The organism is Pseudomonas corni, from assembly GCF_057128765.1.
The window spans coordinates 165,184-180,902 of record NZ_JBSKHW010000005.1 but is presented as its reverse complement, the minus strand read 5'-3'; the positions used below and the strand labels follow the sequence as shown (position 1 = coordinate 180,902).

The window sequence follows — 15,719 nt, the reverse complement described above, 5'->3', positions numbered from 1 at the left end:
GCCGGACATGTCCCGCAATTCTTATATTCAGCAGAACTCTGACATCCAGGCCGCAGGCGGCCTGGTCCCGATGGTTATCGAGCAGTCCGCCCGTGGCGAGCGCGCCTATGACATCTACTCGCGCCTGCTCAAGGAGCGAGTGATCTTTCTGGTCGGTCCAGTAGAAGACTACATGGCCAACCTGATCTCGGCGCAACTGCTGTTCCTTGAAGCGGAAAACCCGGACAAGGACATCCATCTTTACATCAACTCACCAGGCGGTTCGGTGACTGCAGGTATGGCGATTTACGACACCATGCAGTTCATCAAGCCAGACGTGTCGACCACATGCATGGGCCAGGCCTGCAGCATGGGCGCGTTCCTGTTGGCCGGTGGCGCACACGGCAAGCGTTTCGCACTGCCGAATTCGCGCGTCATGATTCACCAGCCACTGGGCGGCTTCCAGGGTCAGGCTTCGGATATCGACATCCATGCCAAAGAGATCCTGTTCATTCGTCAGCGTCTGAATGAACTGCTGGCTCACCACACCGGTCAGTCGCTGGAAACCATCGAGAAAGATACCAACCGCGACAATTTCATGAGCGCCGAACGCGCTGCTGAATACGGTCTGGTGGATTCGGTTCTCGACAAACGCCAAATGGTCAAATGACTGCTAGATAGGCAGTAATCCCAGGTGGCCGGACATCCGTGCCACCTGCGGACTTGAAAAAGCCCGCAATTGCCTTCATCTTGTGTTGCAAGCCTACCGGATTGGATCGATCGAATGACTGACACCCGCAACGGCGAGGATAACGGCAAACTGCTTTACTGCTCCTTCTGCGGCAAAAGCCAGCATGAAGTACGCAAGTTGATTGCCGGCCCCTCGGTATTTATCTGTGACGAGTGCGTCGACCTGTGCAACGACATCATCCGCGAGGAGGTGCAAGAAGCCCAGGCAGAAAGCAGCGCCCATAAATTACCATCGCCTAAAGAAATCAGCGGCATCCTTGACCAATATGTAATCGGTCAGGAACGTGCCAAAAAGGTTCTCGCGGTAGCGGTGTATAACCACTACAAGCGTTTGAACCAGCGCGACAAGAAAAACGACGACGTTGAGTTGGGCAAGAGCAACATCCTGCTGATCGGCCCGACGGGCTCCGGCAAGACCCTGCTGGCGGAAACGCTGGCTCGTTTGCTCAATGTTCCGTTCACCATCGCCGACGCCACCACCCTGACCGAAGCCGGTTACGTGGGTGAGGACGTGGAAAACATCATCCAGAAGTTGTTGCAGAAGTGCGATTACGACGTAGAGAAGGCCCAGATGGGTATTGTCTATATCGATGAAATCGACAAGATTTCGCGTAAGTCTGACAACCCTTCGATCACTCGTGACGTATCTGGTGAGGGCGTGCAACAAGCCTTGCTGAAACTGATCGAGGGCACTGTGGCTTCCGTTCCGCCCCAAGGCGGCCGTAAGCACCCACAGCAGGAATTCCTGCAAGTGGACACGCGTAACATCCTGTTCATCTGCGGCGGTGCGTTCTCTGGCCTTGAAAAAGTCATCCAGGCGCGTTCTACCCGTGGCGGTATTGGTTTTAACGCGGAAGTGCGCAGCAAGGAAGAAGGCAAGAAGGTGGGTGAGTCCCTGCGTGAAGTTGAGCCTGACGATCTGGTCAAGTTCGGTCTGATCCCGGAATTCGTTGGCCGTCTGCCAGTACTGGCAACGCTGGACGAGCTGGACGAAGCTGCGTTGATGCAGATTCTTACCGAGCCCAAGAACGCGCTGACCAAACAATACGGCAAGCTGTTCGAAATGGAAGGCGTGGACCTTGAGTTCCGTCCGGATGCGCTGAAATCGGTAGCTCGTCGTGCGCTTGAGCGCAAGACTGGTGCCCGTGGTCTGCGCTCCATCCTTGAAGGCGTGTTGCTCGACACCATGTATGAAATCCCGTCGCAGTCTGACGTGAGCAAAGTGGTGATCGACGAAAGCGTCATCGAAGGAACGTCCAAGCCGCTGTTGATCTACGAAAACAGTGAGCCACCTGCCAAAGTGGCGCCTGACGCGTAAGTCGGCGTCATGGTGCAAGTGATGTAATACGCAAAGGGGCCTTCGGGCCCCTTTTGCATTTGAAGCGGTTTTGCATTTCGTCAAACCCGCGCTTGTTTTTTTAGGTATCTACCCCCATCTTGATTTTCAGCTCATATCTATCTGTCCATGGCCTTACGGCCGCCGTAGAGGCGAAATCATGAAGACGACCATTGAATTGCCTCTTTTGCCATTGCGCGATGTTGTGGTTTATCCGCATATGGTTATCCCACTGTTCGTGGGGCGCGAGAAGTCGATCGAGGCCCTTGAAGCCGCGATGACCGGCGACAAGCAAATCCTCCTGCTCGCGCAAAGAAACCCAGCAGACGATGATCCTGGTGAAGACGCTCTTTATAGCGTGGGCACTGTTGCAACCGTGTTGCAGCTGCTGAAGCTGCCTGATGGCACCGTCAAGGTGCTGGTGGAAGGTGAGCAGCGTGGTTCTGTCGAGCGTTTCATCGAAGTCGATGGGCACTGCCGTGCCGAAGTTGCGTTGATCGACGAAGTCGACGCGCCTGACCGTGAATCTGAAGTGTTCGTGCGCAGCCTGCTGGCGCAGTTCGAACAGTATGTGCAGCTGGGCAAAAAGGTCCCGGCTGAAGTCCTTTCCTCGCTCAACAGCATTGATGAGCCAGGCCGTCTGGTCGATACCATGGCAGCGCACATGGCGCTGAAAATCGAACAGAAGCAGGACATCCTCGAGATCATTGACCTGTCCGGCCGGGTCGAGCACGTGCTCGCCTTGCTGGATGCCGAGATCGACCTGCTGCAGGTCGAGAAGCGCATACGTGGCCGCGTGAAGAAACAAATGGAGCGCAGTCAGCGCGAGTACTACCTGAATGAGCAGATGAAGGCCATTCAGAAAGAACTCGGCGACAGCGACGAGGGCCACAACGAAATCGAAGAGCTGAAAAAGCGTATCGATGCCGCTGGCCTGCCCAAAGACGCGTTGACCAAAGCGACGGCCGAGCTGAACAAGCTCAAGCAAATGTCGCCGATGTCTGCCGAAGCCACGGTCGTGCGTTCCTACATCGACTGGCTGGTTCAGGTGCCATGGAAAGCGCAGAGTAAGGTCCGTCTTGATCTGGCGCGCGCTGAAGACATTCTCGACGCAGACCACTACGGTCTGGACGAAGTCAAAGAGCGCATCCTTGAATACCTCGCCGTGCAAAAGCGCGTGAAGAAGATTCGCGGCCCTGTGCTGTGCCTGGTCGGTCCGCCTGGCGTGGGTAAAACCTCGCTGGCTGAATCCATCGCTCACGCCACCAACCGCAAATTTGTTCGGATGGCCTTGGGCGGCGTGCGTGACGAGGCAGAAATCCGCGGTCACCGTCGCACCTATATAGGTTCGATGCCGGGTCGTTTGATTCAGAAGATGACCAAGGTTGGCGTACGCAATCCGCTGTTCCTGCTAGACGAAATCGACAAAATGGGCAGCGACATGCGTGGCGATCCAGCCTCGGCATTGCTCGAAGTGCTCGATCCTGAGCAGAACCACAACTTCAACGATCACTATCTGGAAGTCGATTACGACCTTTCGGACGTGATGTTCCTGTGCACTGCGAACTCCATGAATATTCCGGCCGCGTTGCTCGACCGTATGGAAGTCATCCGCCTGCCTGGATACACCGAAGACGAAAAGATCAACATCGCCACCAAATATCTTTCGCCAAAGCAGATCGCTGCCAATGGCTTGAAGAAGGGCGAGATTGAGTTCGACGCTGAGGCCATTCGCGACATTATCCGGTACTACACCCGCGAAGCCGGTGTCCGTAGTCTTGAGCGCCAGATCGCCAAAGTCTGCCGCAAGGCAGTCAAGGAACATGCTCATGAGAAGCGTTTTTCGGTGAAGGTGACCGCCGAAATGCTGGAAAACTTCCTCGGTGTTCGCAAATTCCGCTACGGATTGGCCGAGCAACAGGACCAGATCGGTCAGGTTACCGGTCTTGCATGGACTCAAGTGGGCGGCGAATTGCTGACCATCGAAGCCGCTGTGGTACCGGGCAAAGGTCAGCTGATCAAGACTGGTTCCCTGGGTGACGTGATGGTCGAATCGATCACCGCTGCACTGACCGTTGTGCGCAGTCGCGCTAAAAGTCTCGGCATCCCCGTGGACTTCCACGAGAAGCGCGACACCCATATCCATATGCCGGAAGGGGCAACGCCTAAAGATGGCCCTAGCGCAGGCGTAGGCATGTGCACGGCACTGGTTTCAGCGCTGACACAGATACCCGTGCGCGCGGACGTGGCAATGACCGGAGAAATCACCCTTCGCGGGCAGGTTCTGGCGATCGGCGGGCTGAAGGAAAAGCTGCTGGCAGCACACCGTGGCGGAATCAAGACGGTCATCATTCCAGAAGAAAACGTGCGTGATCTGAAAGAGATTCCTGACAACATCAAACAGGATCTGCAAATCAAGCCGGTTAAATGGATTGACGAAGTCCTGCAAATTGCGCTGCAATACGCGCCGGAGCCCTTGCCGGATGTGGCTCCGGAGATGGTTGCAAAGGATGAAAAGCGCGAGTCTGACTCTAAGGAAAGAATTAGCACGCATTAGTCTGAGGGGCTTCCTTGACAGCTTTTTAGAGCCCTTGTTATAAAGCGGCTCTTCTAGCCCAGGCAGTCAATATAGCCAGGCCACTCAGCGCTCGTTTGGCTACACCAAAAAACTTAGAAAATACTTAAATAGATATAAGGGGACTTAGAGTGAACAAGTCGGAACTAATTGATGCTATCGCTGCATCCGCTGATATCCCGAAAGCTGCTGCCGGCCGTGCGCTGGATGCAGTCATCGAATCCGTCACTGGCGCTCTCAAGGCCGGCGACTCAGTTGTACTGGTTGGTTTCGGTACCTTCTCCGTGACAGATCGTCCTGCTCGCGTAGGCCGTAACCCACAGACCGGTAAGTCGCTGCAAATCGCTGCTGCCAAGAAGCCAGGTTTCAAAGCCGGTAAAGCGCTGAAAGAAGCTGTGAACTAAGTTTCATCGTTGCCTTTACCCAGCCAGGACTCTACCTCTGTTCTGGTTGTGAAGCGGCAAGTGCGGTTGGTTGTAAGCTGGCCTGTCACCTCGGGGGACGCAAATTCGAACCCTGTCCGCTTTGCAAGTTACGAGAAGGCGCATCCTCGGATGCGCCTTTCTTCTATCCGGATTCTACCCACGCTCCGCGGTTGGTGAGTCAGACACAACCGTTTCTGGGGGACGCATGCTGCAGAATATCAGGGACAATTCACAAGGCTGGATTGCCAAAACCATTATCGGAGTGATCATTGCTCTGATGGCCCTGACGGGTTTCGATGCCATTTTCAGAGCGACCAGCCACAGTCAGGACGCCGCGAAAGTCAATGGTGAGGAGATCAGTCAGAACGAGCTGGCACAAGCGGTCGACATGCAACGTCGTCAGCTTGCGCAACAGTTGGGCAAGGATTTCGATCCTGCGCTGCTCAATGACCAAATGCTTCGTGAGGCCGCCCTCAAGGGGCTTATAGATCGCAAGCTGTTGCTGCAAGGCGCGGCGGATGCCAAGTTCGGCTTCTCGGAAGCAGCGCTGGATCAGCAGATTTTGCTGACGCCGGAGTTCCAGGTAGATGGCAAGTTCAACGCTGATCGTTTTGATCAGGTTGTTCGCCAGCTGGGCTACACGCGCATGCAGTTCCGTCAGATGCTCGGTCAGGAAATGCTGATCGGTCAGGTGCGCGCAGGTGTTGCGGGCAGTGCCTTCATCACTGATGCTCAGGTTGACGCTTTCGCCCGTCTGGAAAAACAGACCCGTGATTTCGCCACACTGACGCTGCCGGCTGATCCGTCGAACGTCAAAGTCACCGACGATGAAATCAAGGCTCACTACGACGAGCACGCGAAGGAGTTTATGAGTCCTGAGCAAGTCGTGCTTGATTACATCGAGCTGAAGAAGTCCTCGTTCTTTGACAAAGTGTCGGTCAAAGATGAAGACCTTCAGGCGGCCTACCAGAAAGAAATCGCCAACCTGGCTGAGCAGCGTCGCGCTGCCCACATCCTCATCGAAGTCAACGACAAGATGACCGATGCTCAGGCCAAGGCGAAGGTTGAAGAAATTCAACAGCGTCTTGCAAAGGGCGAAGACTTCGCTGCGCTGGCCAAAGAACTGTCTCAGGATCCTGGTTCGTCGGCCAAAGGCGGTGATCTGGGTTATGCAGGCAAAGGCGTCTACGATCCGGCCTTCGAAGACGCGCTGTATGCGTTGAACAAGGATCAGGTCTCGGCACCGGTTCGCAGTCAATTCGGCTGGCACTTGATCAAATTGCTGGGTGTTGAAGCGCCGTCGGTACCGACGTTCGCCAGCCTCAAAGAGAAGCTGACCACTGACCTTAAATCGGCTCTGGTGGAACAGAAGTTCGTTGAAGCCACCAAGCAGCTGGAAGACACGGCGTTCGAGTCGTCCGATCTGGCGCAACCTGCGCAGGATCTTGGCCTGAAGGTCCAGACTACGGCGCCGTTTGGTCGTGAAGGCGGCGAAGGCCTGACAGCCAATCGCGCTGTGATCCAGGCAGCGTTCAGCCCTGAAGTGCTGGAAGAAGGTTCCAACAGTTCGGCGCTGGAGCTCGATCCGGAAACGGTGCTGGTGGTTCGCTCCAAAGAGCATCGTCAGCCAGAGCAATTGCCTCTTGAATCAGTGTCCAGCGCGATTCGTGCGCAGTTGACCAAAGAGCACGCCAGCGAAGCGGTGAAAACCAAAGGCCAGGCGTTACTCGCAGGTCTGCGCGATGGCAAGACGCCGTTGGCTGCCAAGCAAGAAGGTCAGAGCTGGAAAGTCGTGGAAGCCGCGTCGCGCAGTCAGGAGGGTGTTGATCCTAAGGTTCTGCAAGCGCTGTTCCGCATGCCCAAGCCTGAAGGCAAGGACAAGCCTGGTTACGGCAGCTTGACCGCCGCCGATGGCAGCTTCGTGATCGTGCGCCTCAATGGCGTGAATCAGGCTGCGCCACCGACCGATGAAGAGAAAGCTCAGTACCGTCGTTTCCTCGCTTCCCGTGAAGGGCAGCAGGACTTCGCCGCGTATCGTGCGCAATTGCAAAGCGCAGCGAAGATCGAGAAGTATTGATCGGTTAATTCGCTGACAACAAAAAGCCCCGGCTCGTGAGAGACCGGGGCTTTTTGTTGAGTCGCGAAACGTTGTAGGAGCGCGCTTGCCCGCGATTGCGGTTTGTCAGTCGATCCCGTGTTGCCGGATAGAGCTCTCGCGGCAAGCGCTCCTACAGATGATCCGGCCTGAAGCTGCTCAGGCCCAATCACATCACTCTTCGATATTGCCCATCGCGGTGGTGTTGAAACCGCCGTCGACGTACATGATTTCGCCGCTGATGCCCGACGCCAGGTCTGAGCACAGGAACGCGCCGGCGTTGCCGACTTCATCGATGGTCACGTTACGGCGCAATGGCGTCTGCGCTTCGTTGGCAGCCAGCATTTTGCGGAAGTTCTTGATGCCGGAAGCGGCGAGGGTGCGGATCGGGCCAGCCGATACAGCGTTGACGCGAGTACCTTCCGGACCAAGGCTGCCTGCCAGATAACGAACACCGGCTTCCAGGCTGGCCTTGGCCATGCCCATTACGTTGTAGTTCGGCATGGTGCGCTCGGCACCCAGGTACGACAGGGTCAGCAGGCTGCCATTGCGGCCTTTCATCATTTCGCGACCGGCTTTGGCCAGGGCCACGAAGCTGTAGGCGCTGATGTCGTGAGCGATGCGGAAACCGTCACGCGTGGTGGCTTCGGTGAAGTCCCCGTCCAGTTGGTCGCCTGGTGCGAAGCCTACGGAGTGAACGATCACGTCCAGGCCGTCCCACTTCTTGCTCAGTTCTTCGAAGACCTTGGCGATCTCCTCGTCGCTGGCCACATCGCAAGGGAAGCACAGTTCAGGATTTGAGCCCCAGCCTTGTGCGAACTCTTCGACGCGACCTTTCAGTTTGTCGTTCTGGTAGGTGAAGGCAAGCTCAGCGCCCTCGCGGTGCATGGCGGCAGCGATGCCGGATGCGATGGACAGTTTGCTGGCGACACCGACGATCAGGACGCGCTTACCGGCGAGAAAACCCATGTGTTGTTCCTCTATCAGATTAATCGACAGTTGCCGGGGCCAAAAACGCGGCTTCCAGCAACTGCTGTGTATATGGATGTTGCGGTGCGGCGAAGATGTCTTCGGCTGCACCCTGTTCGACCACTTGGCCTTGCTTGACCACCATCAGTTGGTGGCTCAGCGCTTTGACTACCGCCAGGTCATGGCTGATAAACAAATACGTCAGGTTGTACTTGGTTTGCAGCGAGCGCAGCAGCTCCACCACTTGACGCTGAACAGTGCGGTCGAGGGCCGAAGTCGGCTCGTCCAGCAAAATCAGCGCCGGTTTTAACACTAATGCCCGGGCGATGGCGATTCTTTGCCGCTGTCCACCGGAAAACTCATGGGGGTAGCGGTGCCGGGTATCCGGGTCCAGACCTACCTCCTTGAGCGCCTCGATCACCGCCGATTCCTGCTCCACCGGTGTGCCCATCTTGTGGATGCGCAAGCCTTCGCCAACGATGTCGCACACCGACATCCTCGGGCTCAGGCTGCCGAACGGGTCCTGAAACACCACCTGCATCTGCCGCCGCAGAGGGCGAACCTGCTGCTGCGTCAGGGAGTCTAGCGGCTTGCCCTGAAAGCGTATGGCGCCATCGCTACCGATCAGCCGAAGAATCGCCAGCCCCAACGTCGACTTGCCCGAACCGCTTTCACCGACGATGCCCAGGGTTTGACCCTTGGGCAGGCTGAAGTGAATGCCGTCGACTGCTTTCACATGATCGACGGTGCGCTTGAACAAACCTTTCTTGATTGGAAACCAGACACGCAGGTTGTCCACTTCTAGCATCGGAGCGCCCGGCGCGTTGTCGGCGGGCCCGCCTTTAGGTTCGGCGCTGAGCAATTCTTTGGTGTACGGATGCTGCGGCGAACGGAACAGCTCCTCGCATGACGCCTGTTCGACGATGCAACCGCGCTGCATGACACATACTCGGTTAGCTATTTGTCGAACCACGTTCAAATCGTGGCTGATCAACAGCAGCGCCATGCCCAGTCGGCCTTGCAATTCCTTGAGCAGTTTGAGGATTTTCAGCTGCACCGTGACGTCCAGCGCGGTGGTCGGCTCATCGGCAATCAACAGCTCGGGCTCGTTGGCCAGCGCCATCGCAATCATCACCCGCTGCCGTTGCCCGCCGGACAGCTCGTGAGGCAACGCTTTGAGGCGTTTGCGCGGCTCGGGGATGCCAACCATGCCGAGCAACTCCAGCGTGCGCTCAGTGGCTGCCTTGCCCGTCAGGCCCTTATGCAGGCCGAGCACTTCGTTGATCTGCTTTTCAATCGATTGCAGCGGATTCAAGGAGGTCATCGGCTCCTGGAAGATCATCGCGATGCGATTGCCGCGAATCGCCCGCAGGCGTTTTTCGCTGGCGGTCAGCATGTCGTGACCGGCGTAGCGGATAGTCCCGGTCGGGTGAGTCGCCAGCGGGTAGGGCAGCAGTCGCAGGATCGAATGGGCGGTGACTGACTTGCCCGATCCGCTTTCGCCGACCAATGCCAGTGTTTCGCCCTTGCGGATGTCGAAGCTCACGCCCTCGACCACGCGCTGTTTTGTATCGCCGTTGACGAACTCGACGGAGAGATCGCGGATTTCGATCAGATTGTCCTGCTTCATCTCATTTCCTCGGGTCGAATGCGTCGCGGGCGGATTCGCCGATGAACACCAGCAAGCTCAACATGATCGCCAGCACGGCAAAGGCACTCATGCCCAGCCATGGCGCTTGCAGGTTGGATTTGCCCTGTGCCACCAGTTCGCCCAGGGAAGGCGAGCCAGCGGGCAGGCCGAAGCCCAGGAAGTCCAGCGCGGTCAGGGTGCCGATCGCGCCGGTGAGAATGAACGGCATGAAGGTCATGGTCGACACCATGGCATTGGGCAGGATATGGCGGAACATGATCGCGCCGTTTTCCATGCCCAGCGCACGTGCAGCGCGCACGTATTCCAGATTGCGTCCGCGCAGGAATTCGGCGCGCACCACGTCCACCAGGCTCATCCACGAGAACAGCAGCATGATGCCCAGCAGCCACCAGAAGTTAGGCTGCACGAAGCTGGCGAGAATGATCAGCAGATAAAGCACCGGGAGTCCCGACCAGATTTCCAGAAAGCGCTGGCCGACCAAGTCCACCCAACCGCCATAGAACCCCTGCAACGCGCCTGCAATCACGCCGATGATCGAACTCAAAATGGTCAGGGTCAGGGCGAACAGCACCGATACCCGAAAGCCATATATCACCCGCGCCAATACATCGCGGCCTTGGTCGTCGGTGCCCAGCAGGTTATCCCGGGATGGCGGGGCAGGGGCCGGGACTTTCAGGTCGTAGTTGATGCTTTGGTAGCTGAACGGGATGGGCGCCCACAACGTCCAGGCATCTTTGGCGGCCAGCAGCTCTTTGATATAGGGGCTTTTGTAGTTGGCTTCCAGTGGGAATTCGCCGCCGAATGTGGTTTCCGGGTAGCGCTCGAACACTGGGAAGAACCACTGGCCGTCGTAGCGAACGGCCAGCGGTTTGTCATTGGCGATCAGTTCCGCGCCCAGGCTCAAACCAAACAGTATCAGGAACAGCCACAGCGACCACCAGCCGCGCTTATTGGCTTTGAAACGGGCGAAGCGGCGTCGATTGAGAGGGGACAACGTCATATCAATGATCCCTGCTTTCGAAGTCGATACGCGGGTCAACCAGCGTGTAGGTCAGATCGCCGATGAGCTTCACCACCAAGCCCAGCAACGTGAAGATGAACAGCGTGCCGAACACCACCGGATAGTCGCGGTTGATCGCCGCTTCGAAGCTCATCAGGCCCAGGCCGTCGAGGGAGAAGATCACTTCCACCAATAACGAACCGGTGAAGAAGATGCCAATGAACGCCGATGGGAAACCTGCGATCACCAACAGCATGGCGTTACGAAATACATGGCCATACAGCACCCGATGCTGGGACAGGCCCTTGGCTTTGGCGGTGATCACGTATTGCTTGCCGATTTCGTCGAGAAAGCTGTTTTTGGTCAGCAGGGTCATGGTGGCGAAGTTGCCGATGACCAGCGCTGTGATCGGCAAGGCCAGATGCCAGAAGTAATCGCCAATCTTGCCCAGCCAACTCATCTGGTCGAAGTTGTTCGAGGTCAGGCCGCGCAACGGGAACCAATCGAAGTAGCTGCCGCCGGCGAATACCACGATCAACAGAATGGCGAACAGAAACGCCGGGATCGCATAACCCACGATGATCGCCGAGCTGGTCCAGACGTCGAAATGGCTGCCGTGCCGGGTGGCCTTGGCGATCCCCAGCGGGATCGACACCAGGTACATGATCAGCGTGCTCCACAACCCCAGGGATATGGACACCGGCATTTTTTCGATAATCAGGTCGATGACCTTGGCGTCCCGAAAAAAGCTGTTGCCGAAATCCAGTTGGGCGTAGTTCTTGATCATGATCCACAAGCGTTCCGGCGCCGATTTATCGAATCCGTACATGTGCTCGATTTCTTTCACCAGGCTTGGGTCCAGACCCTGTGCGCCACGGTATGTCGAGCCTGCGACGGCGACTTCCGCGCCGCCTCCCGCGATGCGGCTGGTGGCGCCTTCGAAGCCTTCGAGCTTGGCAATCATCTGCTCGACCGGGCCGCCGGGCGCGGCCTGGATGATGACGAAGTTGATGAGCAAAATCCCCAGCAGCGTCGGGATGATCAGCAACAGGCGCCGAAAGATATAGGCCAGCATGTTATTGCTCCGCGCTCGCAGGTTTGGCGTCTTCTGCATCAGGCTGCTTGGGCGCAGCGTCCAGCGGCACAGCCGGTTGGGCATCAGGCTTGACCCACCACGTCATGTTGCCGACGTCATACAGCGGCGAGACCTTCGGATGACCGATGTGATCCCAGTACGCCACGCGCCAGGTCTTGATGTGCCAGTTGGGGATCACGTAATAGCCCCACAGCAGGGCACGGTCCAGAGCGCGGGTGTGGTTGATCAGGCTCTGCCGCGAATCGGCGTTGATCAAACCGCTTACCAGTTCGTCAACGGCGGGGTCTTTCAAGCCAAGAATGTTATAGCTGCCAGGTTTGTCGGCACTGCTCGAATCCCAATACTCACGCTGCTCGTTACCCGGTGAACTGGATTGCGGGAAGCTGCCGACGATCATGTCGTAATCCCGCGAGCGACGGCGAGTGATGTACTGCGAGACGTCAACGCGGCGGATTTCCAGGTTGATGCCGATGTCACTGAGGTTGCGTTTGAACGGCAGCAGGACGCGTTCGAATTCGGTCTGCGCCAGCAAGAATTCAATGGTCACCGGCTTGCCTTCGGTGTCGACCATCTTGTCGCCGACGATTTTCCAGCCCGCTTCTTTGAGCAACTGGAACGCCTTGCGTTGCTGCTCGCGAATCATGCCGCTGCCATCAGTCACGGGCAGTTTGAATTCGTCGGTGAATACCTGGGCTGGCAGCTTGTCGCGCAGGGGTTCGAGAATCTTCAGCTCTTCAGGGGTCGGCAGGCCGCGCGAGCCCATGTCGGAGTTATCGAAGTAACTTTTGGTCCGGGTGTACGAGCCATTGAACAACTGTTTGTTGGTCCATTCGAAGTCCAGCAGCAGACTCAGTGCCTGACGTACGCGCACGTCCTGGAACATCGGCTTGCGCAGATTGAAGATAAATCCCTGCATGCCCTGAGGGTTGCCATTGGGGATTTCTTCGCGGATCAACCGACCCTCTTTGACCGCTGGGGTGTCGTAGGCAGTAGCCCAGTTTTTTGCGCTGGTTTCCAGCCAGTAGTCGAAAGCGCCGGCTTTCATCGCTTCCAGCGCGACGGTGTTATCGCGGTAGTACTCGGTGGACAGGGTGTCGAAGTTGTAAAACCCCTTGTTCACCGCCAGGTCCTTGCCCCAGTAATCCTTGACCCGCTCGTAGCGCACGGAACGGCCAGCTTTAACTTCGACGACCTTGTACGGTCCGCTACCGAGCGGGATTTCCAGGTTGCCCTTGCTGAAGTCGCGACCTTCCCACCAATGCTTTGGCAGCACCGGCAACTGGCCGAGGATCAGCGGCAGCTCGCGGTTGTCGTTGTGCTTGAACTTGAACAATACTTTGAGCGGGTCTTCGGCGATTACTTGATCGACATCGGCGTAGTAGCTGCGGTACAGGGGCGAGCCGTCTTTGATCAGCGTCTGAAAACTGAACACCACGTCGTCGGCGCGTACCGGATGCCCGTCGCTGAATTTGGCCTCGGGACGAAGGTAAAAGCGTACCCAGCTGTTGTCGGGGGATTTTTCGATTTTGCCGGCAATCAGGCCATATTCGGTAAACGGCTCGTCCAGACCCTGACGGGCGAGAGTGTCGTAGATCAGGCCGATGTCGTCGGCGGGTACGCCCTTGCTGATGAACGGGTTGAGGCTGTCGAAACCGCCGAATCCCGCCTGACGGAAGGTGCCGCCCTTGGGGGCGTCGGGGTTGGCGTAATAGAAGTGATTGAAGTTGGCCGGGTATTTCGGTGCTTCGTTGTATAGCGTGATGGCGTGTTCGGGGGCCGCTTGGGCCGCGCAGGCAATGCCCAGCAGAAACAAGCCGCCAGCCTGAGTGAACAGGGAGCGAAGGGCAGTCATTGGGTTTTCTCCGAAGGCTTGAGCCACCACGCACGCAGGCCCAGGGTGTAGGGCGGGGTGGTGACCATGACGAACCGGTTGCGGTACGCCAGACGATGATTATTGAGGTACCAATTGGGGATCATGTAGTGCTGCCAGAGCAGGACACGGTCCAGCGCCTTGGTCGCGGCCACCTGATCGTCCTGGGTCTTTGCGGCGAGCAACTGGTTGAGCAGGTTGTCCACCACCGGATTGGCGATGCCCGCATAGTTTTTGCTGCCCTTGATGTTCGCCTGGCTGGAATGGAAATACTGCCATTGCTCCAGGCCCGGACTTAAGGTCTGGTTCAGGGTCATCAGAATCATGTCGAAATCGAATTGGTCCAGGCGCTGTTTGTATTGCGCGCGATCAACAGTACGAAGCCTGGCGTCGATGCCGATGCGCGTGAGGTCTTCGATATAGGGCTGCAGAATCCGTTCGAGGTTGGGATTTACCAACAGTATTTCGAATCGTAACGGCTGGCCGTTATTGCCCATCAGGCGACCATCGGAATACTTCCAGCCCGCTTCGGCAAACAGGCCAAGGGCCTTGCGCATGGTGTCTCGCGGAATGCCACCCCCGTCGGTTTTCGACACGGTGAACGGCTGAGTAAACAGGCTCGGTGGCAGTTGTTCGCGGTAGGGCGCAAGCGTCAGGAATTCGCGGCCAATCGGCAGGTCGGTGGCCGAGAAATCACTGTTGGGGTAGTAGCTGGTCGAGCGCTTGTAGGCGTTGTTGAACAGCGTGCGGTTGGTCCACTCGAAATTGAACATCAGGCCCAGGGCCTCGCGCACCTTGACGTCGGCGAACGTCGAACGGCGGGTATTCATGAACAAACCCTGGGTTTGCGTGGGGATCTTGTGGGTGATCTGGGCCTTGATCACGTCACCGTTGGCCACTGCCGGGAAGTCATAGCCGGTGGACCAGTTCTTCGCCTGGTGCTCGATGTAGATGTCGAATTCACCGGCCTTGAACGCTTCGAACGCGACGTCTGCGTCGCGGTAGAACTCGACTTCGACGCGATTGAAATTGTATTTGCCGCGATTGACCGGCAGGTCTTTGCCCCAGTAATCCTTGACCCGTTCGAACACCAGACTGCGACCGGGATGGACCTGGGTGATGCGATACGGCCCGCTGCCCAAGGGCGGCTCGAAGGTGGTGGCCTTGAAGTCGCGGTTCTTCCAGTAGTGCTGCGGCAGTACCGGCAGTTCGCCCAGGCGCAGAATCAATAATGGGTTGCCGCTCCTCTTGAACACAAAGCGGATGCGGTGACGGTTGAGGATGTCCACACGCTGTACTTCCTGCAGTGCAGTGCGGTATTGCGGATGGCCGTCCTTGAGCAACGTTCTGTAGGAGAACGCGACGTCGTAGGCGGTAATCGCCTTGCCGTCGTGAAAGCGTGCTTCGGGGCGCAGGTTAAACACTACCCAGCTGCGGTCTTCGCTGTACTCGACAGATTTGGCGATCAGGCCGTAGCTGGAAGTCGGTTCGTCCCCGGAAGGATCGTACTGGCCAGTGCCGACCATCAATGGCTCGTTCAGCTCGTTGACGCCGTACTGGCCGAAATTAGGGGTCGAAATCGGGCTGCTGCCCTTGAAGGTGTAAGCGTTGAGGGTGTCGAAGGTGCCGAACGCCATGATTCGCAGGGTGCCAGCCTTCGGCGCCTCGGGATTGACCCAGTCGAAATGCGTAAAACTGGCCGGGTACTTGAGAACACCGAACTGGGCGTAACCATGGCTTTCGCTGACGGTCGCGGCGGCTGTCGTGCTCAAGGCCAGGCTTACGATCAGCAGGCAATGGCGTATCAAATCGAGGTTCGATCCTGGCAGCGGTCGGTCACAGTAACAGCTTGTATCGGCTGGAAAAAGAGTCGTCAGGGCAGGTATTGATTACCTGTAGGAGCGAACGTGTTCGCGAGGCGGTGTATCTGGTACACCGAATCAAACTCTCGCCAACAAGTTGGCTCCTACAGA

General features: G+C 57.4%; 11 protein-coding genes. 5 read left to right on the top strand and 6 right to left on the bottom strand.

Annotation, left to right across the window (positions count from 1 at the left end; translation table 11 throughout):
* The first annotated feature begins 7 nt into the window (after positions 1 to 7).
* The 5 genes from clpP to ACWKV9_RS10990 all read left to right on the top strand — a co-directional run bounded on the left by clpP (position 8) and on the right by ACWKV9_RS10990 (position 7,142).
* Positions 8 to 649: an ATP-dependent Clp endopeptidase proteolytic subunit ClpP gene (clpP, locus tag ACWKV9_RS11010; protein WP_268797144.1), complete on the top strand. Its 642-nt coding sequence runs from the start codon at positions 8 to 10 to the stop codon at positions 647 to 649.
* Between the two features lie 114 nt (positions 650 to 763).
* A complete protein-coding gene (gene clpX / locus ACWKV9_RS11005; RefSeq protein WP_268797143.1) occupies positions 764 to 2,047 on the top strand; it encodes an ATP-dependent Clp protease ATP-binding subunit ClpX in 1,284 nt (427 codons plus the stop codon).
* Positions 2,048 to 2,225: 178 nt separating this feature from the next.
* The gene (gene lon, locus ACWKV9_RS11000; protein ID WP_483836142.1) at positions 2,226 to 4,622 is read left to right on the top strand and encodes an endopeptidase La; all 2,397 of its coding nucleotides are present in this window, start codon (positions 2,226 to 2,228) and stop codon (positions 4,620 to 4,622) included.
* Positions 4,623 to 4,771: 149 nt separating this feature from the next.
* Positions 4,772 to 5,044, top strand: a complete 273-nt coding sequence (locus ACWKV9_RS10995; protein WP_262163351.1) for an HU family DNA-binding protein — start codon at positions 4,772 to 4,774, stop codon at positions 5,042 to 5,044.
* Between the two features lie 226 nt (positions 5,045 to 5,270).
* Positions 5,271 to 7,142 (top strand): SurA N-terminal domain-containing protein, encoded by a 1,872-nt coding sequence (locus ACWKV9_RS10990; protein WP_483836141.1) that lies wholly within the window; start codon positions 5,271 to 5,273, stop codon positions 7,140 to 7,142.
* Positions 7,143 to 7,334: 192 nt separating this feature from the next.
* Here ACWKV9_RS10990 and fabI read toward each other — a convergent pair whose 3' ends face one another.
* From fabI to ACWKV9_RS10960, 6 genes are read right to left on the bottom strand one after another with little or no spacing between them, the layout of a single operon-like run.
* The gene (gene fabI, locus ACWKV9_RS10985; RefSeq protein ID WP_483836140.1) at positions 7,335 to 8,129 is read right to left on the bottom strand and encodes an enoyl-ACP reductase FabI; all 795 of its coding nucleotides are present in this window, start codon (positions 8,127 to 8,129) and stop codon (positions 7,335 to 7,337) included.
* A 19-nt stretch (positions 8,130 to 8,148) separates the two neighbouring features.
* The gene (locus tag ACWKV9_RS10980; RefSeq protein WP_483836139.1) at positions 8,149 to 9,759 is read right to left on the bottom strand and encodes an ABC transporter ATP-binding protein; all 1,611 of its coding nucleotides are present in this window, start codon (positions 9,757 to 9,759) and stop codon (positions 8,149 to 8,151) included.
* Between the two features lies 1 nt (position 9,760).
* Positions 9,761 to 10,780, bottom strand: coding sequence for an ABC transporter permease (locus tag ACWKV9_RS10975; RefSeq protein ID WP_483836138.1), 1,020 nt, complete (start codon positions 10,778 to 10,780; stop codon positions 9,761 to 9,763).
* A gap of 1 nt (position 10,781) precedes the next feature.
* Positions 10,782 to 11,855, bottom strand: a complete 1,074-nt coding sequence (locus ACWKV9_RS10970; protein ID WP_483836137.1) for a microcin C ABC transporter permease YejB — start codon at positions 11,853 to 11,855, stop codon at positions 10,782 to 10,784.
* Position 11,856: 1 nt separating this feature from the next.
* On the bottom strand, positions 11,857 to 13,728 hold the full coding sequence (locus ACWKV9_RS10965; protein ID WP_483836136.1) for an extracellular solute-binding protein: 1,872 nt from the start codon (positions 13,726 to 13,728) through the stop codon (positions 11,857 to 11,859).
* Positions 13,725 to 15,554, bottom strand: coding sequence for an extracellular solute-binding protein (locus ACWKV9_RS10960; protein WP_483836135.1), 1,830 nt, complete (start codon positions 15,552 to 15,554; stop codon positions 13,725 to 13,727). Before ACWKV9_RS10960 ends, ACWKV9_RS10965 begins: the two co-directional genes overlap by 4 nt.
* Positions 15,555 to 15,719 lie beyond the last annotated feature (165 nt).

Bases quoted from the DNA above. Each gene is read 5' to 3' on its own strand.
- clpP (WP_268797144.1), top strand. From the start codon at position 8: ATGTCCCGCAATTCTTATATTCAGCAGAACTCTGACATCCAGGCCGCA.
- ACWKV9_RS10970 (WP_483836137.1), bottom strand. From the start codon at position 11,855: ATGCTGGCCTATATCTTTCGGCGCCTGTTGCTGATCATCCCGACGCTG.
- ACWKV9_RS10990 (WP_483836141.1), top strand. From the start codon at position 5,271: ATGCTGCAGAATATCAGGGACAATTCACAAGGCTGGATTGCCAAAACC.
- lon (WP_483836142.1), top strand. From the start codon at position 2,226: ATGAAGACGACCATTGAATTGCCTCTTTTGCCATTGCGCGATGTTGTG.
- fabI (WP_483836140.1), bottom strand. From the start codon at position 8,129: ATGGGTTTTCTCGCCGGTAAGCGCGTCCTGATCGTCGGTGTCGCCAGC.
- ACWKV9_RS10975 (WP_483836138.1), bottom strand. From the start codon at position 10,780: ATGACGTTGTCCCCTCTCAATCGACGCCGCTTCGCCCGTTTCAAAGCC.
- clpX (WP_268797143.1), top strand. From the start codon at position 764: ATGACTGACACCCGCAACGGCGAGGATAACGGCAAACTGCTTTACTGC.
- ACWKV9_RS10965 (WP_483836136.1), bottom strand. From the start codon at position 13,728: ATGACTGCCCTTCGCTCCCTGTTCACTCAGGCTGGCGGCTTGTTTCTG.
- ACWKV9_RS10980 (WP_483836139.1), bottom strand. From the start codon at position 9,759: ATGAAGCAGGACAATCTGATCGAAATCCGCGATCTCTCCGTCGAGTTC.